Source organism: Dethiosulfatarculus sandiegensis (genome assembly GCF_000931935.2).
Classification (GTDB): domain Bacteria; phylum Desulfobacterota; class Desulfarculia; order Desulfarculales; family Desulfarculaceae; genus Dethiosulfatarculus; species Dethiosulfatarculus sandiegensis.
In genome coordinates this window covers 20,262-46,180 of sequence record NZ_AZAC01000045.1, presented here as the reverse complement: position 1 = coordinate 46,180, position 25,919 = coordinate 20,262, and the positions used below count along the sequence as shown (strand labels likewise).

Sequence of the window (25,919 nt, the reverse complement as noted above, 5' to 3'; positions counted from 1 at the left end):
CTTTTTGCAAAGTTTCCTGGACAAGCATTTACGTGAACCACGGTCTGGTCTAAAGTCTGCGGGGCCTTTAGACCAGACCATTAGTCGGCAAAGCTCTTTTCCAGGCTACGCAGCTCATTAAGGCCCAGGAAATTATTAAAGTCTTCAAAAGTCACCATGCGCTCCAAAAAGCCGTTGGTGGTGCCGTTTTTCTTGAGTTCAGTCATAAGGTCCATGACCGCCTTGGCTACGGCATAGCTGGCAGCCACCGGAAAAACCACCACGCTGTAGCCGATCTCCTGCAATTGGTCTATCGGCAGCATGGGGGTTTTGCCCTGTTCGATGTTGTTGGCCAGACAGGGAGCGGCAACTTCACCGGTAATGCGGCGCATCTGTTCCAGGCTGGTGGGGGCTTCCACAAAAATCAGATCAGCCCCTGCCTCCTGATAAAGATTCGCCCGCCTAATTGCGTCATCAATTCCATTCACCGCCAAAGCGTCCGTGCGGGCCATGATCATAAAATCCTGATCCTGCCTGGCATCAACCGCAGCCTTTATCTTAGCCGCCATCTCCTGGGCATCGATCACCTGCTTGCCTTCCATGTGCCCGCATCTTTTGGGAAAAACCTGATCCTCGATAAACATTCCGGCAACGCCCGCCTTTTCTATCTCCCTGACTGTGCGCCTTACGTTCAGCACACCGCCGTGACCGGTGTCGCCATCTGCGAAAAGCGGGATATCCACTGCGTCGGCCACCCTGCGATAGCAATCGACCATTTCCGTAAGGGTGAGCAGGGAAAGATCGGGTTTGCCTAAAAGGGAGGCGCTGGCCGAATATCCGCCCAAGGTAACCGCCTTAAAACCGGCATGCTCTATGATCCTGGCGCTTAAAGCATCGTGAGCGCCGGGCATAACCAGGATTTCAGACTCTAAAATGTAATTTTTAAGCAGCGTGGTTTTTTTCATCTTCATGTCCTTGGGAAAAAAAAGTTTGCTAATAACAAACCTTGCATCTAAAAAAAATTACCCGGACCTGCGGGGGTTGGTAAAAACAACCAACACCTTGCAGGGGCGGCCATCCAGGGCCCTGGCTTTGTGGGGCTGATTGGAATCAAAATAAGCCGTGTCTCCGGGTTCCATGAGCATCGTCTCCTTGCCGTAGGTGAATTCCTGCCTGCCCTCCAGCACCAGGGCTATCTCCTGGCCTTCATGGGCATAGAAATCATCGGCCGCATGGGGAGACACCTCCACAATAAAAACATCCATGAGCCGATCCGCCTTTTTATAGGCCAGGGACTCATAGATATAGCCCTTATGTGAATCCATGGGGGTTACGTTCTTGCGCTCGCCGCGTCTTACCAGGGTGAAGGGCTTTGGTTTTTCCGCGCCCTCCCCGGTGATGAGCGCCGCCACATCAACCCCAAGGCCGTAGGCGATCTTGTTTAAGGTGTTTATGGGCGGGTTTTTCTCGGCATTCTCCACCTGGGAGAGATAGCCCTTGGAAAAGCCGGTTACCCGGGCCAATTGAAGCAGGGTCCAGCCCCGGTCCTTGCGCAGCTCTCTTATGCGCTCGGCGATGGTTATGGTCAGTTCCCGATTTTTCTTCTCAATTTCATTCATAAAGAGCAGAGTATGCTAACAGCAAACCAGATGTCAATCTTTTTCCATGGGACTTAACCCGAAAACCAGGCAAGCGAAACCTGAAGCCATTATTCCGTGTTATTTAAGCCAAAAACGGGATCTACTATAAAGCCGGGGTCGATCTGTCAGACGGTGGGTGTGAGTTGGTTGGGTCTTTTGTAACCCGGTCGGTCGCAAGGGGGCTAAGCGCCTGTTCCCAAGGAAAAGGATTTGTTCACAAAAAAGGCGCACCAAATTACTGATAAGCCCGGGACGATGAGATTCCCCTCCGGTGGGTGGCGGCAAGCAGGGGAAAACGGCCTCGGAGCTAATCAAGAAATAGAACCTTGCCTTTTCGGAAAAGTTCTGGGTCAACCCCAAGAAAGTTTCGCGGCTTTCTTGGGGTCACTTTTGTTTGCAACCAAGGTCTACAGGTCTTGATTGACCCTGTCACGCAGAACTCCAGAGGTCTTGAAGACCACCACCTTGCGGGACGGTAAAACAATATCCTCTTTGGTCTGGGGGTTGCGGCCCCTGCGCTGTTGTTTGCTCTTGACCGTGAACTTGCCGAAACCGCTGATCAAAAGATCATCGCCGCTTTCCATGGCGTCCTTCATGATCTCGAGGGAACTTTCCACCATTCTGCGCGCCTCAGCTTTGGGGACATCAGTCTTCTCAAAAACCTCATTAATGATTTTTTCCTTAGTCAGGGCCAACTGGATTCTCCTCGGGTTGAAGTGCAGATAGCATTAGTTCGAGCTGTCGAGCTAATATGCCGAATATCCACGAGAATGTCAAGCCTATTGTCTTTATCTCACGTCTTTGCGCGCTTTTTTAGGCGCTTTTTACTTAAGAGGCCAAACATAGGTTGAAATAGATAAAGATTATAAGATTTCCACTATGATTAATCGGGTATTTCTTTTCAAAAACAACACCCCTTGCAGATAAAACCAGACTTAATACTAAATAGTGAGGAGCTTTTTTTTAAATTGCGCCCATAACATTTAGCTAAAACTCAAATTTTTATTCCCCGGGATGAGGGGCTTTTAAGCGCCAAGCCGAATAAAATCCCGACAATTAAAAACCGGCATCATTTGCGTATGTTGCGGGCCGTGGCTTAACTTATTGCGTAAATGTCATAATAGGAGAGTTGGTGCTGCCCCCGGTGTCCGTGATATAAATGTGTTTGGGTAAGGAAAAAATTTTAAACCACTTAAAAAGCCCAAGGTGAGCTTGTCTTTTAAACGACTGAAATTATTTCTTTTACTTTTAGTTTTATTCCTGACTGCAGATGTGTGCGCCTATTTTTTCATCCCTGATGTATCGGCGCTTAAAACCGTCACCCCCAAGATTAGCGCTTTTATGCAGCAGAGGCTGGATGAAGCCGAACTAAAGGGCCGCCCCCTTAGCATAAAGCGTAAATACGTCCCCCTTTCCCGCATCTCACCTTATTTACGCAAAGCGGTTTTAATAGCGGAAGACGATAAATTCTGGCACCACGAGGGATTTGACTTCGACGCCATTGAAAGGGCTTTTGAACGCAATCTGGAAGAAAAGCGTTTTGCCTTTGGGGCCAGCACCATAACCCAGCAATTGGCCAGAAACCTGTATCTGACCCCTTCCAAAAACCCCTTGCGCAAGGCCAAGGAAGCAATACTCACTTTCCGCATGGAGAACCAGCTCTCCAAAAAAAGAATCCTGGAACTCTATCTCAACTTTGCCGAATGGGGCAAGGGGATCTTCGGTGCGGAGGCTGCGGCCAGATATTACTTTAAAAAGTCCGCCTCCCGCCTGCGCCCCATGGAAGCCGCCCGCCTGGCAGCGATTTTGCCCAATCCCAGGTATTACAATCCAGCCGGTAAATCCCGTTATGTTCGAATAAAGGCCCGCAGGATCTATCGGATCATGCAAAGGCGGGGATTTTAAACCCGCTCCGGCCTTTTTCATGACCGGAGCGGGTATAGTTTCAGGGCCCGCAAGGTGGGTGCTTGCATATCTGAGGTACAGGAACCAAAGGAGACACCCGCAAAATGCGCACGTCGCCGAGGTCCTGGCCCAGGGGATCGGCCGGACGGTCTCTTTCCGGCAGGCACTCCACGGCCAGGACGCTCAAGGGAGCGTCCCGGGGCAGGCCCAGTCCGGTAAGAAATTCCCTTATTTCTGTGTGGCTGAAGCCCGCATAGGCCGTGGGCCGGGGATCCTTGGTCAAACCGAAATTCGCCGCCGCTTCCATGGTGGTTGATCCGGATTGCCAGGTTTTAAGCACCTTGGCCTGCCTGCGGGTGAGCAGAATGTTTCTGTGGTCTTCACCGTCAATCTGGGCCACCTGGGTGTAGAGCATGATCCACATATCCGTGGCAGGCGGAGAGAGTTTTATCTTTCCTCCGTTATGCACTGCGACCGCATGTTCCGCAGAGGCCAGCACACCATCGTTTGTGTTGTCCACCTGGCAATGCAGCACAGGTTTGGGATGTTGCACGCCTTTTACCCTTAAAGGCGGTCCAAACCTGGCCCTGGCCGTGGACCAGACAAAATCAGGCGGCTCCTGGCCGGTGTCCGCATAATGCCCCAGCCGCACCTCATACACAAAAAAGCCCAGCATCTCGGGCGAGTCCGCGGTCAGGCCCGGCGGCAAGGGCAGGATATAGTGCCTCGGCGAGTCTGTGGGAACCAGGCGCTGCATGGCCCCCAATCCCGCTTTATCCGCAGATTGACCGGGACGAATGACCCTGACGGGCTCCTCTGGTATGGGAAGCGCCGGTTCAGGCGGATTCTCCACCTCAAGGCCTTTGGTAAGCATGGGGTCGGGGGCATGGGAAAGCATCCTGGCGAAATAGGTGTCCAGGGGGTTTTGTGGCTCCTGTTCAAACTCAAGCCAAAGGGCCTGTTCCCTGGCCTGGGAATAGGAATAATCCTCTGCCCTGGTATAGGGGGACAAGGCAACACCGGCAGATGCCAGCTTGGGGGTTTGGGTGGGCTTGGCCGCCACCGGCAGTTTCAAAGAAACCGTAAGCGGGCCATCTTTATCCTCCGGCTCGTTTTTAAACAGCGGCGTCACGGTATAGGCCGCCTCCAGCTCGGAAGGCAGGTCTGACTTTTGAGGTTTGGGGTCCAGGGCATCAAAGAATATAAACCTGGTGCAGGTTCGATCAGGCCGGTTCGGATTCCGATCCGGATTTTTCAGGACCAGGGGGTTAACGCTTTTGGGCAGGAAAAGCGTCCCCACCTTGTCTGCTCCCTGCCTTGTGACTTCAAAGGCAATATTTTTCAGTCCGTCCCAGGTCCAGTCCCGGTCAAGGCCAAAGGTTAATACATTGAGCCAGATATCAGCCAGATCCGCCTTGGAGTTAAAGGTTATGGAAGAATTATCCGGAGCCAGGGTGTGGGCAATGGCCTTTGAACAACCAATGACCGTGCGCACTCCCGGCCTGCCGGTAAGGGTGAGCCCCCTTAAATCAAGATCCAGCTCCAGGGCCAGGCGTCCCATCATATGGGAGTCCGACTCTTCTCCCCTGCCCATGGCGGCCAGGCGGGCCAAAAGGCTGGGGGTGTCTTTTTCATCGGGCTCAAGCAAAACAGCCCTCAGGCGGTCACTGCTGAGCTCATCCACAAACAGCTTTTGCTCGTCTTTGGATGTTGAGCGCACGGAAACGTCCGTGGCCCTGCCCCGCCTGGCCTCCTGGGAGCCAAAATAATCCAGGCCAGGGTCTTCCTTGGCCAGGGGGGTTAAGGTCAAAACCAGGTCCCTTGCCGTGGGTAAAGGCAACGCCCCGCTGGCCGGGCAGGATAATTGGCTGATATCATTTACATCCTGATATTCAAACTCAAGCCAAAGCTCCTGGGAAGAATCAGCCGGGAACTCCCGGGTGGTGGTGTAAACGGTGCGTAAAGGCGGACTTTCCTGACGGTCATTCCCTGTATCAAGATCCAGCCCGGCGGCCTGCACGCAGATCTCCACCATTGTCGCATCCGGGTCCGGCAAACCGGGAGACTCCCCGGCGGCCGGGTCTGTTATGGCCTCGCAGACCTGGATCAACTCCTCGGCGGCGTTTGGAATGCCCGCAAACACTGCCGCCGGATAATTTAAAAGGGGTCTTTTCAAGGTCAGCCCGGCGGGAGGGTTGAGCGGATCCACGGATTTGGGCAGATCTGTTATACGCAAGTCCTTGGGCGGCACAAAACGCCTAAAATCGGACCTGGCCACCGGCGCTTCAGCCGGGTTGACCGGATTCTGGCTCTCATCAGGGCTGTTGCCGGAAAGATCCACCAGCCGCATCCGAAATTCATAAGACTTTCCATAACGCAAGGGAACCTGATCCGCCTCCACAGCCAGATAGGGGCTTTCCAGCAAGGCCCCGGTCTCGCCTGAAAGGCGCTTGGCCACAGGGTCCGGAACCACCAGCGAACCACCCTCCCATTGGGTCAGGTAGGTGGCCATCCAGTAATCCCCATCCGGCTCGTTATCAAGCTGCACAGGCGCGGGCTGTACATTCAGCTCACCGGAAAAATTACCGATCGCCGATCCACCGATGCGGGGGTCCGAGGTGACCTTCATCAGGGAATGCCACGCGGAATTCCCCTTTTCCCTTACATCCACCCGAAAGCCGAAAAGTCCCATGGGTGTATCCCTCTGCTCCACTGCGGGATCGGTTATCTGGCGGTTAAGCCAGATCAACTGCTGCTCGTCATCACAGCCAAGCTGTATGCCCGTATCGGATAATGGCCTTTGCGAATGCTCATCTTCCAGTCCCACCGGATCACCGGTTGTGGCCTGAGCCGAGTGCACAATCTTGGCGAATCCGTCGTCATAAGACGCGGCCTCGTCAAAAACCTCGTCGAAATTCCCCACAGGCACAGCGCCGGACAAGGAGACCGGGAAAAGAACCGAAGCAAACAAGGGCCTGGCCTGTTCACTTAAGGCCGGGATGCGGGCGGCATAAACCTTGGCTGTTTCCGGAGCAGCCGTAATATGAGGGGCATAGTCCGAAGCCGGATCAAGGGTGACATAGACCCAACCGCCGTTTTGGAAAAAGTCGGCCTCCCCCGGGTCCACGGTCAAAGGATGGATGATTCCCGCCATCTCGGCTATGACGTGCTGCCTCATCATCATGGCTATCACCTTGCCCCAACTCACCTTTTGGGTTGGACTGGGGCCTGGCGCCTTTTGCAGGCGACAGGGATCTCTCAAGGCGCAGGCATAACTGTCGTCAAGCACTGCATAGGGAGTGCGGGGAGTGGAAAAGGCAAAGGCCCGGCAATAACTTGTGGTGAGCAACTTTTTCACCGCGCCTCTGGGCCTGCGGGGATTGGCCGTGGCAGCCTCTATGGCCGGATCAATATCAAACTGCCCGGCCAGGGCGGTTAAGATTTCCTTTTTCCTGGGAGCCCCGGGTGCATCCAGGCTGATCAGTTTGGTGACACTAAGCGGATCGGGCAGGTCCTCCAGGCTGGGAATGAGATTGATCTGAAACTTGAACTCAGCCTTGGCAAAAGCCGGTCCGTCCGCCGGGGCCTGGGGTGGCCTGGCCGTTATCAAGGGAGCGGTTAAAGGGTCTCCCCTTGGTATGGTGAGCACCCGGATATGAAGCTTTTGATCTTCCCATTTCGCAGGGAAACACAAAAGGCTCAGTTTATTCTCCGGAACAGGAGGAAAAGGAGGCATGATAAGGCTCCTTTCTTTAATTTAAAGTTCTCCTTTAAGCCAGTTGACTTTCAATTAAGGCTAAAATCCTAAGTGCTCAGTTTTTCCTGCATCTCCACCTGGGTCTCAAAGCTGATCGTCAAAAACCAGCAGATGGTTATCTCGGCGGCCACCATGGCCTGGCCCACAAACATCTTCTCCGGGCTGAAGACGATCATGGCAGTCAGTTCAACCTTGATGGTTATGGCGAACATTCCGTTAAGCACGCTGGCCGTGCCCGCGATCCCCACGAACATGCCCACCGCCAGGGTGTTCTGGGCGGCAACCACGATTATGCCGAAATAGAACTTACCTTCAGCCTTAAGCACCCCCAGGTCGCCTGTAATGGTGGCTCCCCAGGTGAGCTTTATCACCACCACCTGACCGATGAGCTCATTACCCAGCAGGATAAAGGTAAGTACGCCTTCGCCGAATACGGGAAGCACGATCGGAATCTTGCTCCCGAATTCAACCCAGAAATAGCCGTGCCAACCCGGCCCAATGGCCTCTGCCTCCGGAGTCCCGGAAGGCATGGTGAGCTGTGCGGGCAAGGAGTTGGGATCATTGCTGAGCCCCAGGCCCAGGCTGCCCTTGAAGTGCAGGGCCCCCAAGGAGATGTAGTTGTCCGGCGGATTCCAGGGATTCAGAATGTTTATCCTTAATGAGGCTTTCATGCGGGGATTCTGATTGGAAAAGCTCACCCCAAAAGGAGCATCCAAGCCAAGCAGTTCCAGAAAGCTCAGAACCGGAACAACCACAACCGCCAGGGCTGACCCGTAGATCATCTCCGGCTCCTCCATTGAGGCCGGTTCCCCGTCCCTGGCCAAAAAGCGGTGTTTTACGGTCATGATCCCTTCCAAGGGCCCCAGGTCCATGACCACGCCCAGGTCTTTTTGCTCCATGACCCAGGCCGGGGAGGCGTCCGGGTCCAGGGTGAAGGTTATTTTGCTTGGAGACCCTGTGGGGTAATCCACATAAATCTTAAAGGAAGCCGTATCGCTCATATGTCTTTGGTCTTGCCCGGCCGGTACGGGGAACAGGGCCTTTTTGGGCTTCAGCCCATAACGCCCATCGTCTCTGATCGCCAGGTGATGACTGTCCCTGGCGGTGAAGCACCTGCTTCGCTCAGGGAAAAGGCCCGCATTCTCCATCATGGCAAAGGCATCGGCCAGGACGGGTTTTTCCATGATGATCTTCTTTTCGCCGGATTTGATGCGGGGTTTGGGGAAAAGCACCCTGTGGGCGCTGGATGACTGCATGAGGCAATATTCGGCAAGGGGGAGGCTCAGGAGAAGATCATGGGCATCTGCGATCTGCCAGACCGGTGAATAGGCGTGGTCCGAATGTCCGGCCCGGACCAGGGGGACTCCGGAGTCGGGGTCCACTGCCCTGGGCTCATTTGCAATCAAGTCGTGACGCAGAACCGCCCAGTCTCCGTCATCCGGAAGATTGAGTCCGCCCTTGGCCACAGCGGCAAACTCGCACGGCGGCATGCCGTGATCATGGGGAGCAGGGGCGACCTCCACCCGGACCACCTGCATGAGCTGGCCCGATTCAGCCACATCTATGACGCAATCCACCGGCCCACCGAGCGGCCCCTCTTCTTCCAAAAACAGCTTGAGCTGCTCCGAACCCAGGGGAATGCCAAAGGGGCCCATCTGCACAAAACCCACATGTCCCTGGCCGGGAACCAGATTATCCGCGTTTTGCCCCTTGAGAGTGCCTGTGATCTCAAAATCCCCATCAAAGCGCACCTCGGCCATGGCAACGTTTAATCCGGCCAAGTCCTTTTCAATCATGCGCCCGGTCTCCCGGATGTTGCGCACCAGGTGCACGGCCTTTATTGCGCCGGGGTGAGTCTTGACCGGAGCCCAATTCGGCGGCAAGGAAACACTCGGGCCGGGGTCCGGATCCGGGTACTTGTAAAGACCGGGCCCCATGGACAGCCAGCCGCTGTCGTGGCGATAGACCAACCCCTCTTTTCGGCGCTCTATGGTTATGGTTCTGACTACAGGCACACCCCAGGGATAAAGGATGCTTTTCACCTGAACCACTTCATGGGCGGTGCGCCCCACCAATACATCTAACCTGACCTGGCTGGTGGCAGCCACCGCAGCCTTGGGGTTGTACCAGTCACTGAACATGCTGGCCCCGTAACCGGAGATATCAAGCCGTGTGACCGGCACCTTGCGGGTCGGCGCGGAGGGTTCCATTTCCTGGTTAAAAATATATTCCACTCCCTGGTTGGTTCCGCCGCCGGAGAGCACGCTTTTACCCAGATGATGACCTGTGACAGGATCAACCCCGTTGCGAAGCTGAATCGTGGCTCCCTGGAAACTGGGAGATGCGGCGTCCGGGCCATGATCCGGGCTCAAGGCCTCCAGCCGGATTTGAAGCCCTCCCAAAAGGGCATCGTCAAAGCTCCGGGGCTGGATAAGCTCCACCCTGGCATCAGGCTGGTGAATGCCTGTGCTGCGAATCAGCTTGGCCGCGGCCTTCATGCCAAAAGGCAGGGTGAACTGGGCCCCCATGGGGACGCTCGAGCCATCGCCGTTGTATTCGTTCAAAAGGTTGGCCAACACCTTTTGCGGCTTTATGGGAACCAGGGTTACGGTGTTGCTGCCTATAATTGTGGGGCCGCCGTCTCCGGCCGAAGCCATGGGAGAAGGGAAATAGCCCACAGCCGGGTTTTGCACGGTCCACACGGGCTCCCATTGAATAAGGGGCGTGGTAATCAACCTCAGGCGGCTGCCGGTAATTGAAAGGCTTAACTCTTGAATCCTCAAGCCCGAGTCTCCGGCCCCGGAAGCGCCGCCGTGTGTGGCCGGTTTTTTTTGCCCAAAGGGATCAAACCCAACCCCAAAATGATCGCAATTAGTGGAGAGGTCGATCATTTTAAATATTTCAGAAGCAGGCCCGGCGGTCTCTTCAAAGATATTCCTCAGCCCGGCCTGTCTGTCCCGATCTTGCTCCAGCATATGCCTGGTCTTTTCCGGCATATCCCAATCCGGCTCAGGTTCGGGGGATTCCTGGGCCAGGCCGTGTACAGCCAGGGAGTATCCCGGCGCGCCCGCCATGATTAAACTCAGTTCACTTTTTTGAGGAACCTGCCAGTTGACAAAAACAAACAGCACCGAGGTCAGGGAATAATTAAACTCGCGGTGAGCTTCATATCCGGCCGAGGCCTGGGGAAGCGGCCTGCGCGCAGAAAGATTGGCTGCGTAGGGGTCCGGCAAAAAAGGCAAAATACCGTAAACTCCGGCGCAAAGGGCCACAGCGCCTTTATCAGCCTGGTTAACCTTGTTCAGTTCTCCCATCACCGCCATTCCGGCAATGGGGGTGGTGGTGAAAAGGGCATTGGTAAGCGCCAAGGATATAAGCCGATCTGAACCCAAGGAGATTCCAGGCCTTATCCAGGCCATGACAAAGGAAAAACCCTTTTGGTCATAGACAAAGGAAATCAGTGCGTTTTGGGCTTTTAAATTCAATCGCCGTGAATTTGCCTGAATGGGCTTGCTTAAGCTCGCACTGGCGATCCCTCCCAGCAAAAGCATTTCCCGGCCGCTTGCCTCGCAGAAATAGCGAAGCGGGGTTTTTTTTGAATAGTTCAGAGAAACAACCGACCTGCGCTCTGTGTCTTCATCCTCTTGCCAAAGGGAGATTGACTGATGGGCCCCCGGCCCCCTTGCCTTGCTTGAGCTGATTATCAAACGCCCGGGATCCACCAGAATATGGGTGTTTAGCCTCAAACGCTGGTTTTGCCCCCGCCAGGAAGCCCAAAGTCCGGGCCCTGTGAAAAGGACCAAGGCTCCGGCGCCCTCTGCCTCTCCCAGGTCTTCGGGCTCGCAGACAGTAACCACCAAGCCCCAGGCCGCTTTTTCCAAAGAAGCCTTGCCCGCCGGGAAAAACAGTTCCGATTGAAGATCGGCTATCATTACTTCGGAAAGATTTGAAGTGAAAGGGAAAAGGATGCGGTTGAGCGAAGCCTCAAACCAAGGGTCCTGATCAGCCTTTTTCAGCTTGTATTCCTTTCCGTAAACCTTTGCCCCTGCCTGATCTGCCTTGACCAGTTCGGCTTCCGCCGGGTTGAATTTAAACTTCACCTTTTGCGGGGTTTTACATTCCGCAGCGCCTGCGTCTGCTCCGGGTCCGGGTTTCGGGGCCGCGTCCTGCTTGGGATCAAGCGTCAGTTCAAGATCAAGAACAACTCCCTGGCCAATATGCATGATTCCTTGGGCCACCTGAGCCGGGGCGCTTAAGGATACTCGTCCGCCTTTTATGGTGAGCCCGGTGTATGAATCAGCAGGAGCCTGGGGGCACAATAGTGAAGAGAGAATCCACACACTACCCTTGGGAAGCTCGAAACCGGTCCTCTGCCCCCTCATCCTGACCCTTAACGGGATCATCATTATGGGGTTGGCAAAACCTATTCGCACAATAGAGACCATTTGAACCGGACGATAAATATCAAACCAGTGCAGACGGCCATCCGGGGTGGTGAAAGGCCCCACTGTCTCATCAACCCTGCGGCCCGCGGCCCAGGACGGCCTGGAATTGCGATTCAGGCTGGAAAGCACTGGAGATTCCCGCCGAAAAACCCTAAGCGCTCCCCCGGCTGGTTTTTCCGCGGATTCCCTTAGTAAAACCGCTTCCGAGGCCAGATCATTAATTTCCTCTTTCAATCCCGGATCAAGCTCATCAAGGACGCCGGTAAAAGCGCCCAACTCCTCACCCAGCCTGGGCGGAATCATTTCCACGGTTTTTGGTTGAAAAGCAAACATCTCCGCCAGAACCCTGCGCGCCTTGGTCAAATCTTCGGCCCCAGTTCCCGGCCCCGGACTCAGATCGCAGGTCAATTCTGCGATTTTTTTCAGGATCTCTTTGTCAGGCATTTGCATTGCTCCTTTTTATGAGCCAAAAGCCCAAGAAATCACCGGTGTTTTTCTTGAAGGATGCATATTGGAAAAAAGTCATTGCCAATAGGTGAACGGAAAAGAAAAAGCAGCATCCAATAGAACAGTCTTTACGTGAGTTCATCAGGAGGGTATTCGCCGGGTGAGTGCGTTTAGTTCAGCCGGTGCATGTCTGCCGACGCCTCAGAGGGCGACGGCGGAATAAGAGCGCAAAAATATCCTCTTATTAATGACTTATAAATGACTATTTTTTACAAACCGGGCAGGCCGACTGGGAATGCGCCGTTAGAGAGAATTCACCCTCCTGTGCGACGGTTTCAGAGCTCGTTTTAAAAGGAAATACCAGGGCAGGCGTCACGTTTACATGACTCTTTGAGCATATTACTTTGATACTTGGCGGGTCAAGCCAATTACGGTTTTAAAACTATTTTTCCAATCAAGGTATGGAAAGAGAAAACAGAAGGAATTGAACAAAGCCGAATTAGAGTATTTGCATGTAGTTGAGTCTTGCGGTTAAGTCTTGAATTCCTGCCCGGCAAATTAAAAAGGGGCCAGACCCTTTGGCCCGACCCCTTGATTTTGCTGGAGGCGGCGACCGGATTTGAACCGGTGAATAACGGATTTGCAGTCCGCTGCCTTAGCCACTTGGCTACGCCGCCTTTAATTTTCTGTCGCTGCATGAGCCTGCCAGATCCTGAAAAGGTCTGTCTGGACGTTAGCTTACGTTGTCTAAGCTCGTTGCTTCAGTGATGCAATCATAGCGATGCCCACCCTTGGTGTCAAGTGGTTAATTACGATTCTGTAAAACAAAAAAAGTTAGTTTTTAACTGGATTTTAAGGACAAGTTACCCTTGAAAATCATCTCTTTTAATAATTCCGGCCATCCAGATGGAGAATAGAATAACTATCCATATATCTTTTTTGGGAATTGCAGGCCTTTTAATGACGCCTGCTAGTTAAGCACTCTAAAAGGCGGATTGAGAAAACGCGGCCCTTTTTTGCCCGGTTTGCGACCGGTAGAAAACCGCCGGGTTGTTATGACCGTGGCGCACCCTGGTCAGATTGCGGTTACCATTAGATATATTTCTAATTTAACACGATTTATCTCATTTCTGTTCAAACTGGGAAATGAGATTTCACTGTCTATGGGTTCAGGCGGAAACCCGGTTTCCCAAAATGTTTTTTATCTTGGCTCATGGGCTTATTTACCTTTTTTTTCCGTAACCGTGGCCGCAAAATTCTGCTAAAATTCGATTGTTTTTTTAAGGGTTGGACGCTTCGATGAAAACAATTATGCTGGCCAGCAAAAGGCGCCAGGTCATCTCAGGCCTCAACAAATTTCTGCGCGACACCTTCAGCCTGGAAAAAGTCGCGTCTTTTGCAGATTGCCTGGCAATGCTTCGGCAAAAGCGCCACGACATCTGCCTGCTTGATCTCAATTTGATTGTCAAAACAGGACAACTCCCTGAATCTACTGAAATTACTTCAAAATTACAAAATATTATCGAAGCCGCCGCCGAGATTCCCTTGGTGGTTCTGGCCGACGCAAATCAACTGAGAACAGCCGTACAGGCTGTGAAGGCAGGGGCCCTTGACTATCTGTGCCATCCCATTGCGAAGCAGGAAATCGACCTGGTGCTTCACAATCTTTCCGAACGGCTGGCGATCAGGTCGGAGCTTGAATACCTGCGGTCCCACTTTTGGAAGGCAGAAGCCGAAGACCTGGTGCGAACCAGCTCCTCGACCATGCGTTCAGTGTATGAATCCATCGAAGCGGTGGCCCCGACCAAGGCCAACATCTTGATAAACGGCGATACCGGTACGGGAAAAAGCCTGTTGGCCAAGCTGATCCACCTGCACAGTAACCGGGCTACGGAAGCCTTTGTTTCCGTACATTGCGGGTCAATGCCTGATTCTCTGGTGGAAAGTGAGCTGTTCGGACACGAAAAAGGCGCATTCACCGGGGCAGAGCGGCGCAAGCTGGGGCGTTTCCAGGTGGCGGATGGTGGAACCATTTTTTTGGATGAAGTCGGCACCATTACACCAAATGCCCAGATCAAGCTTTTGCAAGTGTTGCAGGAGGGCAGCTTTACCCGGGTTGGCGGGGAGCAGGAAATAAGTGTCGATGTAAGGGTTATTGCGGCCAGCAATGAGGATTTAAAAAAGAAAGCCGAAAACGGCCGGTTTCGTAAGGATCTGTTCTATCGCCTCAATGTTTTTCCCCTGGAACTGCCCGAGTTGAAAAACCGCCGTCAAGACATACCGTATCTGGCAGACCATTTCCTGAAAAAGCTAAACCAAAAATACGGTAAGGATATCAAAAAAGTATCTGCTAACGTACTGAATGCTTTTCAGGGATATGACTGGCCCGGCAATATCCGTGAGCTGGAGAACCTCATGGAACGGGCTTATATCCTGGAAACAGGCAAGCTGTTAAGCAGCATCAGCTTTCCCACCGAACTGATGGCCATCACGCCCCAGGACTCAAGCCCGGACCAGGATTTAGGAGATGTCACCCTGGCCGAGGTGCGCAAGCGTGCGGTTGAGGAGGTTGAATACCGCTATCTTGCCAAGATACTTGAAGAGCACAAAGGCCGTATCGAATCCTGTGCAAAACACGCAGGTGTCACCACCCGGCAATTCCATAACCTGCTCACTAAGTATGGTTTAAAAAGCAAGGATTATCGTTAATAACCGAGCAGGGTGTTGAAAACACCCTGCCAAAGCATCGCCCGCACCGTAATTTCTTATTTTTCATTCAAAATTAAACAGTTAACAACTAAAACCCTTTTCCCTGAACCGATCTAAAAAGGGCTTGTTCTTTTCCTTAAACCAATCAGCCCCCTGCCCTCCCCTGACAACACCGGTTTTGGCTCGCACAATTAAGCCCTCTGTAGGCTTGAAAAACCTGAAATGCCATTGCACCCTTCAGAAGCCTCTCATTCTTTTACATGATTTTTCAGCTAGTTAACTAAGTGGCACGTAAAATGCTATTAGCATGCACAGCATGAAACGCAGTTACTTTTACAAACCCTTTTGGTGCGAGCTTGAATGGAACCCCAAGAGCAAGCCTTGGCCATAATCCGAGGCCTTCTGATTCCCATGAGCTGGTCTAAGAACGGCAATATAACGGCTCTGGGGATCGCGGCCTCAGACGAACAGGATTACCTCCTGGAGTTCCCGGGTGACTCAAGGGACTATTTGCCCCATTTGCGCAAAAAAGTGGAAGTAAAAGGCGTGATCGACAAGCAAACAAAAGGCAAAAATATTTTACAAGTAAAACAAATTAAAGTTATCAGCAGATCAAAATGAGAAACTGTTTTAACTTCACAATGCAGGTTTTATAAACAAAATAACTTTTTATATCCTGTATTGAATTTTAAAGAGATGAGATCAAATGACTGCTTTAAGCACAAAAACAGTTACATTTTCAGGCATGCTAACACCATGCAGCGGCTGTTCATCCCTGGGGAGCGAGATAAATTTATGCTTGGTTGGGTCTCGCGACACTGAATTATTCATTGAGGACAACACCCCCGAGCAATCCTTGCGTGAATATGTATATGAAAGGGTGATCGTGGCCGGTTCCCTCTGCCAAAAATCCGGAACTGAATATTTAAAGGTCGACAGGTTTGAATACCTGCCCGAAGAAGATGAATACTCTGACGGTCCCTGGGATCATGATGAGTATTAAGGATTAGAAAGAAAACTTTTCAAGTTTAGCTTTTAAAAAATCGAGAGAAATTATGAGCAGGCAAGATCAATTCAGGGTTTGTGTGCAATGTAATCGCACTTTTAAATTTGGCAAGCACGAGCAGGAGCGTTACGAATCCATGGGATTTGACCCGCCGCTCAGGTGTCCCGAATGCCGGAAAAACAAACAAAAAACCAAAACGGAAAACAAATGGGCGCCAAGGCAAAGAAGGTCTCAAAAAAACTGGGACCTGGAAGATTATTGATCAGGCAGGCTGTTGTTCTCTCTTTTTTGACTGAGACCCCATTTGGAAAGGAAAGTTTAATGACCCAGAAAAGTATGACTAAACCGGAGATAATTTCTCAGATAGCCAAAACCGCGGGCATCTCGCAAAAAGCCGCCCTTTTGGCCTTTGAATCCATAGTGGACTCTTGCCGCAATGAGGTTAAAAACGGGCGTCCCTTTAAGGTGGCCGGATTGGGCACCTTTAAATTACGTGAACGCTCGGCGCGCAAGGGAATAAACCCAACCAATGGTGAGCCCATTGAAATCGCAGCCTCAAAAACCATGGGTTTCAAGGCCTCTTCCGTGGTCGCGAGCCTTTTGAACCCCAAGGCAGTTTCCGAGTAAAAGCTTTTAAAACCGGCTAAGCACGGAAACGAAATTCCATTGGCAACAATTGCGATGGAAACATATTTCTAAAGACCTTTGAGGTGAGAATAAAATGAAAACCCAGAACGCAAATGCCCGGATTCAGCCTGATCAGATATGGGGTATGGCGGCAAGTATTGATGTTTACAATTGCGATCCCGCCACCATTCGCGATGCTGAAAAAATCCGCCGTTTTGTAATAGAGCTGTGCGATCTCATTGAGATGAAAAGGTTTCAGGAAACCCAAGTGGTTCATTTTGGCGAAGATGAAAAGGTCGCCGGATTTTCCATGGTTCAATTAATTGAAACTTCTCTCATTTCCGGGCATTTCGCCAACCTGACCAATACCGCCTATTTGGACGTATTCAGCTGCAAGCCTTATGATCCTGAGAAAGTGTCTGATTTTGCCCAAAAATTCTTTGCGGGCAGTCATGTCACCAGCCATGTGAACCTCAGGTATTAGGTATGGGGTCGGTAAGGATAGTTGAGGACTATGAGGAGTGCCGGGCATTATGGAAGCGCATGATGCCCCGGCAACTCATCTTTGATTTATGGGAAGCGCGGGCTTGTTTTCAAGCTAATTTTCAAAACCCGCTTTGTTTCATAGTCCAAGAAGAAAAAGGAAAAACAAAGGGGCTATTGCCCCTTAGCTGGGTTGACGAGATTAAGTCTTTCGCCTGTTTCCCGGGTGAAACCTGGCAAGGTAAAACCTGGCTGGAGCAAAACAGCATACCTGTTCAGGGCGATTGCAATGCCTTTGATTTGCTTTGCCATATCCCCGGGCCCTATCACCTTCGCTATTTACGCTCTGGTTTCAGCTTAAATTATTCTGATTATTCAATCGATGAAGTGGGTTATCTTTTTCGACCGCCTGAATACAACTACGATATGGAGAATTTTCACAGCGAATTCTCCGGTAAATCATTGAAGCAGATCCAGCGGGGAATAGAGCGTCTGAAGAGTCACGGCCTGAGTTACAGATATGACCGGCCGGCTGATGTTGAACTCATGCTGAATATGAACCAGGACCGATTCGGGGAAGATTCATATTTTCATGATCCGCGCTTTGCCCAAAGCTTTTTAGATCTCGCACACTTTTTAAATAAAAAGGGCCTGCTTAAGGTGGTGACCCTTATTTTGGGCGGCGAGGTGGCCGCAGTGGATATGGGCTCTGTTTATAAAGGGGTTTACACCGTGCTTGCCGGAGCTGCCAATCCTGACTGGTGCGGAGTGGCCAAAATGATCAACTTCCACCACCTGGAGTTGGCCTGCCGTATGAGGGTCAATGAGGTGGATTTTTTATGCGGTGATTTCAACTGGAAGAAAAATTTTCATCTTTCTCCCAGGCCCCTTTATCGGCTAAGCGGCGGTTCAGCTCTCCACGCCTCACCTCTCGCCTCGATTCACAAGGCCGCCTGAAATGCCCACGCCTAAAATTTTGGTGGTGGGAACCACCGATGATTACATAGAAAAAATCCGTAACAACCATCCCGGCCGGGCGCTTTTCATAACGGATGTCAAGGAAAGAAAGACTTCCCTTCTCCCCTGCCCTGATCCGGCGGAAGAACTTAAGGGCAACTTGGAAGAGCCTTTTCAGGTGGCAGGGCAGCTTAAAGAACATCTTAAAACCTGGGATCAGGTCATCACGGGAGTCACGGCCTTTGACTGTGAATCCCTGAGCCTGGCTTCCCGTATTGCCCGTGAATTCGGGCTTTCTTTTCCCGGCCTCCAGGCAGTGGAACTCTGCCGGGACAAGCTCAAGAGCAAGGAAATTTGGCGCCGAGACGGTCTGGCCTGCCCCAGGGCCCTGCTCCTTGATAATCAAGCTCAAGTCGGCCCCTCCCGGTCGGCAATAAGGGGCCCGGTGATTTTAAAGCCCCTGTCCGGAGCAGGCAGTGAACTTGTCTTCAAGTGCAATGACCCGGATCAAGCCAGACAGGCCTATGGGCTGATCTCAGAGCGTTTGGCCAGGCATCCCAACAGGCGGCTCTTCCACAAGCCAGGCAATCCGGTATTAATGGAGGAATTTATCTGCGGAGATGAGTTCAGCTGCGACTTTCTGATCACTGAAAAAACCACAAGCATTATCAGGCTGGCCCGTAAATACCATATGCCTAACAAGCCGGCGGGCACCATAAGGGCCTATATGGTTCCCGCCCCCTTTCCCCAAGGGGCTTTTAGAGAAATGCTCGAATCCATACTTTTCCGTGCAGCCAAAGCCCTGGGACTTAGCAATATAATCTGCATGACGGATTTCATCATGCAGGCACAGGTTCCCTTTCTTTTGGAAATGACCCCCAGGCCAGGCGGAGACTGTTTGCCGGATTTGATCCAAATGGCCTGCGGATTGGATATGTTGGGGCTCTGCCTTGATCTGGCCGAGGGAAAAATCCCGCCAATGCCTATAAAAACCGTCTGGCGGCCCTTGGTTGGGCTGCGTTTGTTCAGCAGAAAGGCGGGTACAATAACAGAGCTGGATGCCGAGGCGCTCCGATCTGAACCCGGAGTGCTGAAGGTAAATCTCAATCGCCGTATTGGAGACCATATCACCCTGCCCCCGGAAAACTACGACAGCCATATTCTGGGGCAGGTCATTTTTGAAGCGCCGCCATTTGAAGACATAGAACGAAAATTGGGTCGGCTGGAATCTCTATTCAACCTCAAAGTGGAGTAAAAAACCGTGAACAGCATACCTCAACCCAGCCACCCAGGGGATTCTTGCAACCCAAGCGGCATCGCCCTGCTTCCCAGGGATGAGCTGGAAGCCTATATAAGACCCTTTCAGGCCAGAAAAACAGAATTCAAAAAAACCGCTAAGGATTTTGGCTCACCTCTTTATCTGTTCGACAAAAAAGCTTTTTTAAGCGGCATTGAAGAATTCAAGGCCGCCTTTGAGCCCCTGATTCCGGGCATGAAGTTTTTTTATGCTCTTAAAAGCAACAATTACCTGCCACTAGCCAAAACCGCGCTCCAGGCCGGTATGGGGCTGGATGTTTCAAGCGGGGCGGAGCTGAAGATCGCCCTGGCCCTGGACAGCCCTTGCATAATATTCAGCGGACCAGGTAAGAACAGCGAAGAATTGCAATTGGCCGTAGCCAATGCCCAAAAGGTCACCGTTTTGATAGACAGTTTCGATGAATTGAAACGATTGCAAAAGGTTGGGGCCGAACAACAAGCAAAGATAAAAGCAGGGGTGCGCATCACCAGTGATGAAAGGGGGCTATGGCGGAAATTCGGCATTCCCCTTAATGACCTTTCACTTTTTATCAATAAGGCCAATTCTTGCGCCAACATTGATTTGTGCGGCTTGCAGTTTCACACCAGTTGGAACATGGGGCCTTCTGCGCAAGTTGATTTCATTTGTAAGCTGGGCAGGCATCTTCTCCAAATTGACTCAAAGCTAAGGTCGCGCATTCGCTTTCTGGACATTGGCGGAGGATACTGGCCGGACCTGGGGGAATGGCTCAAGAGTCCGGGTTGCACGGCTCCCAAGGAACCGCGCACCTTAGAAGCCATGCACCCCACCAGGCACTACCGGGTGCCATCTCAGCCCATAGAAAGCTTTGCCAAGGCCATATCCCTTGCATTAAAGCAACATATATCCCCTGTTGTGGATTGCGTGATCCATGCCGAGCCCGGACGCTGGCTCAGTAATGGGGCCATGCATATCTTGCTCACGGTGCTGGATAAAAAAGCCCCGGACATGGTTATTACCGACGGGGGAATCAACCTCATAGGCTGGGAGCGCTTTGAAACGGATTTTGCCCCTGTGATCAACCTAACCAGCCCCTCGCTTAAGGAGAAACCCTGTTGGATCATGGGGTCCTTATGCACTCCCCATGATATTTGGGGATACAGTTTTTTCGGCAAGAGCATCAAGCCCGGCGACAGGTTATTGATTCCGGACCAGGGGGCCTACACCTACAGCCTTCGCCAATCCTTTATAAAGCCTGTCGCGCTGGTGGTTACTATCTGAGGATTTTATTCAGGCTGTTTTTATTCCAGGCCCCAGCCTGTTCCTGAAAAACAGCCTGAATCCAATCCGGACTGCGGAACCCTGGGGCTATTGAAAAGCATTTTGGGCGGAAGCAAATGCCCGCCCCCCTTAAAACGCCCGGCTCTCACCGCTCCAGGACCGCGACCCTGGCCAGAAAATAACCACGCACACCTCAAAAACATCTCTTCCCAAAAAACGGCAGTATCTATCCTGGCCCGTCCGCCTGTTTTTCGATTCCAAGGCCTTGTCCGCTCCGACCCGGTGTTTTTGTGTACACTACTTTTCAGTTAAAAGGCCTCACAAGGCGCAACAGGCACTCGTGAGAGGCTTTAAGGAACAAGGCTCTCCCCTAAAAACAATTGTTGGGACAAATAAAAACCTTTAAATATAACTATCCAACTTAAAGTAGTTCTTAATCAAACACTATGGGTTCCAAAGTAATAAAAATTAACTATAAAAAATTTCATTACGTTTATTTAGCAATAAGATATTTTTTATTTCATTTAGACAGACAAAAATAAGTAATGCTTAAATTACACAAATTTAAAAACAATTTTAAAAGTTAAGCTAAGGCAGTCGGCAGGAAGAGGTTTAAAAGGAGACGGGCTTTTGATAACAAAAAACCGGCTTCCCTTGAAGGAAGCCGGTTTTAAAGGCTTTGGAGCGGGAGACGGGATTTGAACCCGCGACTTCAACCTTGGCAAGGTTGCACTCTACCTCTGAGTTACTCCCGCATTTATGGGCGCTTTGTGTGCCCTTTTGCGTATTTTTTGGAGCGGGAGACGGGATTTGAACCCGCGACTTCAACCTTGGCAAGGTTGCACTCTACCTCTGAGTTACTCCCGCATTCAAAGAGCAGCTTGTGTGCTCGGATGCGTTCTTTTTTGGAGCGGGAAACGGGATTTGAACCCGCGACTTCAACCTTGGCAAGGTTGCACTCTACCTCTGAGTTATTCCCGCTGTTTCGAGCAGCAATCCTAACAGATTAGCTCTTTTTGTCAAGCTGCATTGTTAATTTTTACCATCAAAAAGGCTACTCCTTAAGCCTACGCCGGAAACGGAGAAAATACCCCAATCCAGACCAGCAGGTTATCAAAAGAGCCAGCCACAAGCAAGCGGTTCCCCAAAAATGGGGGTCAAAACCGCTTATGGGATAATGCAGCACCAAAAGCAACACAGCCAACATCTGCAGCGCGGTCTTCCACTTGCCACACATGTCGCTCGGCAGGTCGAAACCCTGGCTCACAGCCACAGCCCTTAAGCCTGTGACCGCGATTTCCCGGCACAGTATGATTATGGCCACCCAGGCCCAGACCCGCCCCGTGGCGACGAGCATGACCAGCATGGAGGCCACCAACAGCTTGTCCGCCAAGGGGTCCAGGTACTGCCCCATTATGCTTACTTTTTTCATTTTTCGGGCCAACCAGCCGTCAAGCAGGTCGGTAAGCCCGCTGACCACAAACAATATTGCCGTGGCCATGGCCCAATTCGGCCCCTCCATATACATGAAGGCAACCAAAATAGGTATAGACCCCATGCGTAATAACGTCAGCACGTTCGGCAGAGTCAGGAGTTCTTCACGCGCCAAGGGTTTCATATTTCACGTCCGATTTCAGCAGGTCGTGATCAGGCCTTGCGTTTTTCCCAGTCGGCCTGGAAATTCTCCAGACCAATATCAGTCAAGGGATGTTTCAAAAGTGAGTCGATAACCTTAAGGGGGATAGTCGCCACATCGGCGCCCATCAAAGCGCCCTGAACCACATGCAGGGGGGTGCGCACACTGGCCACCAGCACCTCTGTATCAAAGGCGTAGTTGGCGTAGATCTCCACTATCTGGCGGACAAGCTCCATACCGTCGTGGGATACGTCATCCAAGCGGCCCACAAAGGGGCTGATATAGGTGGCTCCCGCCTTGGCGGCCAAAAGGGCCTGCATGGGGGAGAAGCAAAGGGTGACGTTGACCTTGATGCCCTCTGAAGAAAGCGTCTTGATAGCCTTGAGGCCTTCTTTGATGATCGGCACCTTGACCACCACGTTGTCGCCCCAGGTGGCGTATTCGCGGGCCTCGGCCACCATTGCATCGTGGTCTGTGGCGAAAACCTCAACGCTCACCGGTCCGGAGACCACTTCCAGGATCTCCTTGATGCAGGGCTCGAACTCCTTGCCGGTCTTGGCAACCAGGCTGGGGTTGGTGGTCACGCCGTCCAACACCCCGAGGCTTTTGGCCTCTTTGATCTCGTTTATGTCTGCTGTGTCGATAAAAATCTTCATGTTAAAAACTCCTAATGGACACCAAAGCGGCTCTTTTGGGGCCGACTTGTTCTGCTGCTCCAGGCAGCCTTTTAACTATCAATCCTTGCCGTTTTCCCTGGCGGATATCAAATAAGCATCCCGGCATTCCTTGGAGCAGAAATATAAATCCTCACCGCGGGACCTGACATGGATAGCTTCATTCATAGGCAGATATGTACCGCAATGGGGATCCTGCACCATGACATCAATCACTTCATCAGGTTTGGTTCTCTTGCGATTTTTTCGCCTGTCTCCATCGCCACCGCTAAGCCAATTTTTGACACCCTTATATAGGGTCCAGATCAAAAATGCGATTACCGCAATTTTGATCAGGTTCCAGATTCCCATGTAGTTTTCTCCGCTTTTTGGCTCATAAGCTCCTCTGGGCTCATATCTGAAAGAAGCTCGGAGGCGGTTTTCCCCAAACCCGGCAACACCAGATCCGGAGCCAGCTCAACCAGGGGCATCAATACAAAAACCCTTTGGTGCATCTGGGGATGAGGCACCTTCAACCTGGAATGGTCTATTATCCTGTCTCCAAAAAGCAGGATATCCAGATCCAGGGTTCTGGGGCCCCATTTTCGGATGCGCTCCCTGCCCTGGGCCTGCTCCACGGCCAAAAGCCCATCCAAAAGAGCCAAAGGATCACCGCTAAAAATACCACGGCAAACAGCGTTTACAAATCTCCCCTGATCCTGGGGGCCAACCGGAGCCGTCAGATAAGGGGAAGAAACAGCTATATCCTTATAACCCTTTATCTTTTTCATGCCGCTCAGACCGGCTTTCAGGTATTCAAAGCTGTCACCCAAGTTGGAGCCCAGGCCAATAAAGACATCAAAAGCCTGATTCACTTTATCTTACAGCCCCATCTTGGCGATGCGCTCCACCGCTTCCTGTAACCGGCCCTTGCTCACGGTAAGGGCAAAACGAACATACCCCTCGCCCGGAGCGCCGAAACCATTGCCCGGAGTGGAGACCACGCCGCACTCTTCCAACATGCGGGTGGTGAACTCGGTGCTCGTCAAGCCATCCGGGCAAGGGCACCATACATAGAAGGTGGCTTTGGGAGTGGCCACGTCCAGGCCCAGATTGCGCAGCCCTTCAACCAGAACATCCCGCCTTCCCTTGTACATCTCGTTATTGCGGTAGACAAAGTCCTGGTCGCCGGTCATGGCGGTGATGCCTGCCTGCTGAACCACGTCAAAGGCCCCGGAATCTATCTGGCTCTTTACCTTGCCCAGGCCCGCCACCAGGTCCTCGTTTCCAATGGCATAGCCGATGCGCCAGCCGGTCATGTTGTAGGTCTTGGAAAGGCTGTGGAACTCAATGGCCACTTCCTTGGCTCCGGGGACCTCCAGGATGCTGTGGGGCTGGTAGCCGTCAAAGGCCATCTCGGTATAGGCTGCGTCTGAAACCAGAATCAGGCCGTGTTCATGGCAGAACTCCACCACTTTCTTGTAGAAGTCCAGATCCGCCGTGGCCGCGGTGGGGTTGTTGGGATAGTTGATGACCAGCGCCTTGGCCCTTTTCAAATCCTCGGGCTTGATGGCGTCTAAGTCCGGCAAAAAGTCGTTTTCCTTTAACAAGGGCATTTCAACCGGCTCTCCGCCCGCCATGATGGTGGAGGCATGATAAACCGGATACGCCGGGCTCGGCACCAGAACCACATCACCTATATTCACAAAGGCCAGGGGGAAATGTGCCACACCCTCTTTGCTGCCGATCAGGGCGATCACCTCTTTGGCAGGATCCAGGGTAAGGCCAAAGCGGTTTTTAATCCACTGGGCGGCGGTATCCCTGAAGCTGCTCATGCCCGAATAAGCGGGGTAATGGTGATTGGCCGGATCCGCCGCAGCCTGGCACAGGCTTTCCACCACATGGGCCGGAGAACCGTGGTCCGGGTCTCCTACTCCCAGGTCGATAATATCCACCCCCCTGGCGGCCACTGCGTCGCGCAGGCGGTCCAGCTCGGCAAACAGATACGGGGGCAACTTTTGCAAACGATCGGCGAATTCAAACTTCATCTATCTGACCTTTCGAAAAGGTTATTTTTCATATAAAACACTTTTTGAGTATAAAATGCTCAAGCGTCGATCACAGGGTTCTTAAGACGACCCACCCCCTCAATTTCTATGGTCATCTCTTGGCCCGCCACAACCGGGCCCACCCCGGCGGGAGTGCCGGTGGCAATGACATCACCTGGGAGAAGAGTCATAACCTTGCTCACAAAGGATACAACCTGGGCCACGGAAAAAATTAAATCCGAGGTGTGGCTGTCCTGGCGGATCTCATTATCAACCAGGGCGCGTAAATAGACCTCTCCGGGTTCAATCCCTTTGGTGATCACAGGCCCCAGGGGGCAGAAGGTGTCAAAGCTTTTACCCCTGGTGAACTGAATATCCTTGGCCTGCAGGTTCCGTTCGGTTACATCGTTTAAGCAGGTGTAGCCCAATACGTATTCCAGGGCCCGGGAGGGCTCGACCTGAGAGCATAATGAGGAAATGACTATACCCAACTCCGCCTCATAATCAACCCTGGTGGCGTTTCTGGGCCTTATCACAGCCTGGCCCGGACCTATGACCGTGGTGGACGGCTTGAGAAATATAAGGGGTTCCTCGGGCAGGGGATGGTTCATCTCCCTGGCATGGGCCTTGTAATTAAGCCCCACGGCCACCACCTTGCTCGGTTCCGTAGGCGCTAAAAAGGCCGCCTCAGCCGGGTCCAGGCAGATGTCTGAAAGCTCCGCGCCGGAAAAAACGCATCCATTATATAACTTAAGCCCGCCTTTTTCCAAAAGGGCGTAGCGGGCCTCACCATTATGCATCACCCTGGCAATGGCCTTGGACGCGAAAATATCCTTGGGGTCAACTGGATGTGCTGCCACTTGATGATCCTCACGCGCTAAAAGGGGCCGTCTCCGGCCGTATAATCTACTACAAAAGGAGCCGGTCTCCCGGCTGTCTAAACTATAGCAAAGTCGCTTCGGACTTTGCCGGACGTCACTTGGCAAAAACGTGGTTTTGACAAGTGACTCGAATTACTCGACTTAAGAAAGTCTTGCAATTCGGCGGGCTGTTATAAACAGCCGCAAAAG

At 52.1% G+C, this 25,919-nt stretch carries 21 protein-coding genes and 4 tRNA genes; 10 read left to right on the top strand and 15 right to left on the bottom strand.

Going from position 1 to position 25,919, the window contains the following annotated elements; all coding sequences use genetic code 11:
• Positions 1-80 precede the first annotated feature (80 nt).
• The 3 genes from X474_RS20365 to X474_RS20350 form a co-directional block, all read right to left on the bottom strand.
• Positions 81-944 carry an isocitrate lyase/PEP mutase family protein gene (locus X474_RS20365; protein WP_044351608.1) on the bottom strand — a complete coding sequence of 288 codons (864 nt, stop codon included), beginning with the start codon at positions 942-944 and terminating at the stop codon, positions 81-83.
• Positions 945-1,001: 57 nt separating this feature from the next.
• Positions 1,002-1,598 (bottom strand): helix-turn-helix domain-containing protein, encoded by a 597-nt coding sequence (locus X474_RS20360; RefSeq protein WP_044351606.1) that lies wholly within the window; start codon positions 1,596-1,598, stop codon positions 1,002-1,004.
• A 428-nt stretch (positions 1,599-2,026) separates the two neighbouring features.
• Positions 2,027-2,314, bottom strand: coding sequence for an integration host factor subunit alpha (locus X474_RS20350; protein WP_044351602.1), 288 nt, complete (start codon positions 2,312-2,314; stop codon positions 2,027-2,029).
• A gap of 517 nt (positions 2,315-2,831) precedes the next feature.
• Between X474_RS20350 and mtgA the strand changes: the two genes are divergently transcribed.
• Positions 2,832-3,524 carry a monofunctional biosynthetic peptidoglycan transglycosylase gene (mtgA, locus tag X474_RS20345; RefSeq protein ID WP_044351601.1) on the top strand — a complete coding sequence of 231 codons (693 nt, stop codon included), beginning with the start codon at positions 2,832-2,834 and terminating at the stop codon, positions 3,522-3,524.
• Between the two features lie 40 nt (positions 3,525-3,564).
• Here the strand turns inward: mtgA and X474_RS20340 are convergent, their stop codons facing one another.
• The 3 genes from X474_RS20340 to X474_RS20330 form a co-directional block, all read right to left on the bottom strand.
• The gene (locus X474_RS20340) at positions 3,565-7,260 is read right to left on the bottom strand and encodes a hypothetical protein (RefSeq protein WP_044351600.1); all 3,696 of its coding nucleotides are present in this window, start codon (positions 7,258-7,260) and stop codon (positions 3,565-3,567) included.
• Positions 7,261-7,328: 68 nt separating this feature from the next.
• Entirely contained in the window at positions 7,329-12,170 is a 4,842-nt protein-coding gene (locus X474_RS20335) for a hypothetical protein (RefSeq protein WP_044351599.1), read from the bottom strand.
• Between the two features lie 604 nt (positions 12,171-12,774).
• A tRNA-Cys gene (locus X474_RS20330) sits at positions 12,775-12,850 on the bottom strand.
• 622 nt (positions 12,851-13,472) lie between these two features.
• Between X474_RS20330 and X474_RS20320 the strand changes: the two genes are divergently transcribed.
• From X474_RS20320 to X474_RS20285, 9 genes are all read left to right on the top strand, one after another.
• Positions 13,473-14,882, top strand: a complete 1,410-nt coding sequence (locus X474_RS20320; RefSeq protein WP_052515452.1) for a sigma-54-dependent transcriptional regulator — start codon at positions 13,473-13,475, stop codon at positions 14,880-14,882.
• A 360-nt stretch (positions 14,883-15,242) separates the two neighbouring features.
• Positions 15,243-15,503: a hypothetical protein gene (locus X474_RS20315; protein ID WP_044351597.1), complete on the top strand. Its 261-nt coding sequence runs from the start codon at positions 15,243-15,245 to the stop codon at positions 15,501-15,503.
• Between the two features lie 178 nt (positions 15,504-15,681).
• Positions 15,682-15,885, top strand: a complete 204-nt coding sequence (locus X474_RS20310; protein ID WP_156360861.1) for a hypothetical protein — start codon at positions 15,682-15,684, stop codon at positions 15,883-15,885.
• A gap of 52 nt (positions 15,886-15,937) precedes the next feature.
• Complete coding sequence (locus X474_RS25795; protein ID WP_082464532.1) at positions 15,938-16,150, top strand: zinc-ribbon domain containing protein; 213 nt, start codon at positions 15,938-15,940, stop codon at positions 16,148-16,150.
• 59 nt (positions 16,151-16,209) lie between these two features.
• Complete coding sequence (locus tag X474_RS20305; RefSeq protein WP_052515465.1) at positions 16,210-16,515, top strand: HU family DNA-binding protein; 306 nt, start codon at positions 16,210-16,212, stop codon at positions 16,513-16,515.
• A gap of 94 nt (positions 16,516-16,609) precedes the next feature.
• A complete protein-coding gene (gene speD, locus X474_RS20300; RefSeq protein WP_044351595.1) occupies positions 16,610-16,999 on the top strand; it encodes an S-adenosylmethionine decarboxylase in 390 nt (129 codons plus the stop codon).
• Between the two features lie 2 nt (positions 17,000-17,001).
• Positions 17,002-17,955, top strand: a complete 954-nt coding sequence (locus X474_RS20295) for a GNAT family N-acetyltransferase (RefSeq protein WP_044351594.1) — start codon at positions 17,002-17,004, stop codon at positions 17,953-17,955.
• Between the two features lies 1 nt (position 17,956).
• Positions 17,957-19,210, top strand: a complete 1,254-nt coding sequence (locus tag X474_RS20290) for an ATP-grasp domain-containing protein (RefSeq protein ID WP_052515450.1) — start codon at positions 17,957-17,959, stop codon at positions 19,208-19,210.
• A 6-nt stretch (positions 19,211-19,216) separates the two neighbouring features.
• A complete protein-coding gene (locus tag X474_RS20285) occupies positions 19,217-20,512 on the top strand; it encodes a diaminopimelate decarboxylase family protein (protein ID WP_197282210.1) in 1,296 nt (431 codons plus the stop codon).
• A gap of 680 nt (positions 20,513-21,192) precedes the next feature.
• On the opposite strand, the gene X474_RS20280 is transcribed toward X474_RS20285, so the two are convergent.
• The 9 genes from X474_RS20280 to X474_RS20240 form a co-directional block, all read right to left on the bottom strand.
• Positions 21,193-21,267, bottom strand: a tRNA-Gly gene (locus X474_RS20280).
• A 37-nt stretch (positions 21,268-21,304) separates the two neighbouring features.
• Positions 21,305-21,379: transfer RNA gene (locus tag X474_RS20275), tRNA-Gly, on the bottom strand.
• Between the two features lie 39 nt (positions 21,380-21,418).
• A tRNA-Gly gene (locus tag X474_RS20270) sits at positions 21,419-21,493 on the bottom strand.
• A gap of 73 nt (positions 21,494-21,566) precedes the next feature.
• Positions 21,567-22,130: a CDP-diacylglycerol--glycerol-3-phosphate 3-phosphatidyltransferase gene (gene pgsA / locus X474_RS20265; RefSeq protein ID WP_044351593.1), complete on the bottom strand. Its 564-nt coding sequence runs from the start codon at positions 22,128-22,130 to the stop codon at positions 21,567-21,569.
• A gap of 29 nt (positions 22,131-22,159) precedes the next feature.
• Entirely contained in the window at positions 22,160-22,804 is a 645-nt protein-coding gene (gene fsa, locus X474_RS20260) for a fructose-6-phosphate aldolase (protein WP_044351592.1), read from the bottom strand.
• 78 nt (positions 22,805-22,882) lie between these two features.
• On the bottom strand, positions 22,883-23,173 hold the full coding sequence (locus X474_RS20255) for an eL24 family ribosomal protein (RefSeq protein ID WP_052515449.1): 291 nt from the start codon (positions 23,171-23,173) through the stop codon (positions 22,883-22,885).
• The gene (folK, locus tag X474_RS20250; protein WP_044351591.1) at positions 23,155-23,676 is read right to left on the bottom strand and encodes a 2-amino-4-hydroxy-6-hydroxymethyldihydropteridine diphosphokinase; all 522 of its coding nucleotides are present in this window, start codon (positions 23,674-23,676) and stop codon (positions 23,155-23,157) included. The genes X474_RS20255 and folK overlap by 19 nt, the downstream gene beginning before the upstream one ends.
• 6 nt (positions 23,677-23,682) lie before the next feature.
• Entirely contained in the window at positions 23,683-24,849 is a 1,167-nt protein-coding gene (locus tag X474_RS20245; protein ID WP_044351590.1) for an LL-diaminopimelate aminotransferase, read from the bottom strand.
• A gap of 59 nt (positions 24,850-24,908) precedes the next feature.
• Positions 24,909-25,709: a fumarylacetoacetate hydrolase family protein gene (locus X474_RS20240; RefSeq protein ID WP_231688360.1), complete on the bottom strand. Its 801-nt coding sequence runs from the start codon at positions 25,707-25,709 to the stop codon at positions 24,909-24,911.
• Between the last annotated feature and the right edge of the window lie 210 nt (positions 25,710-25,919).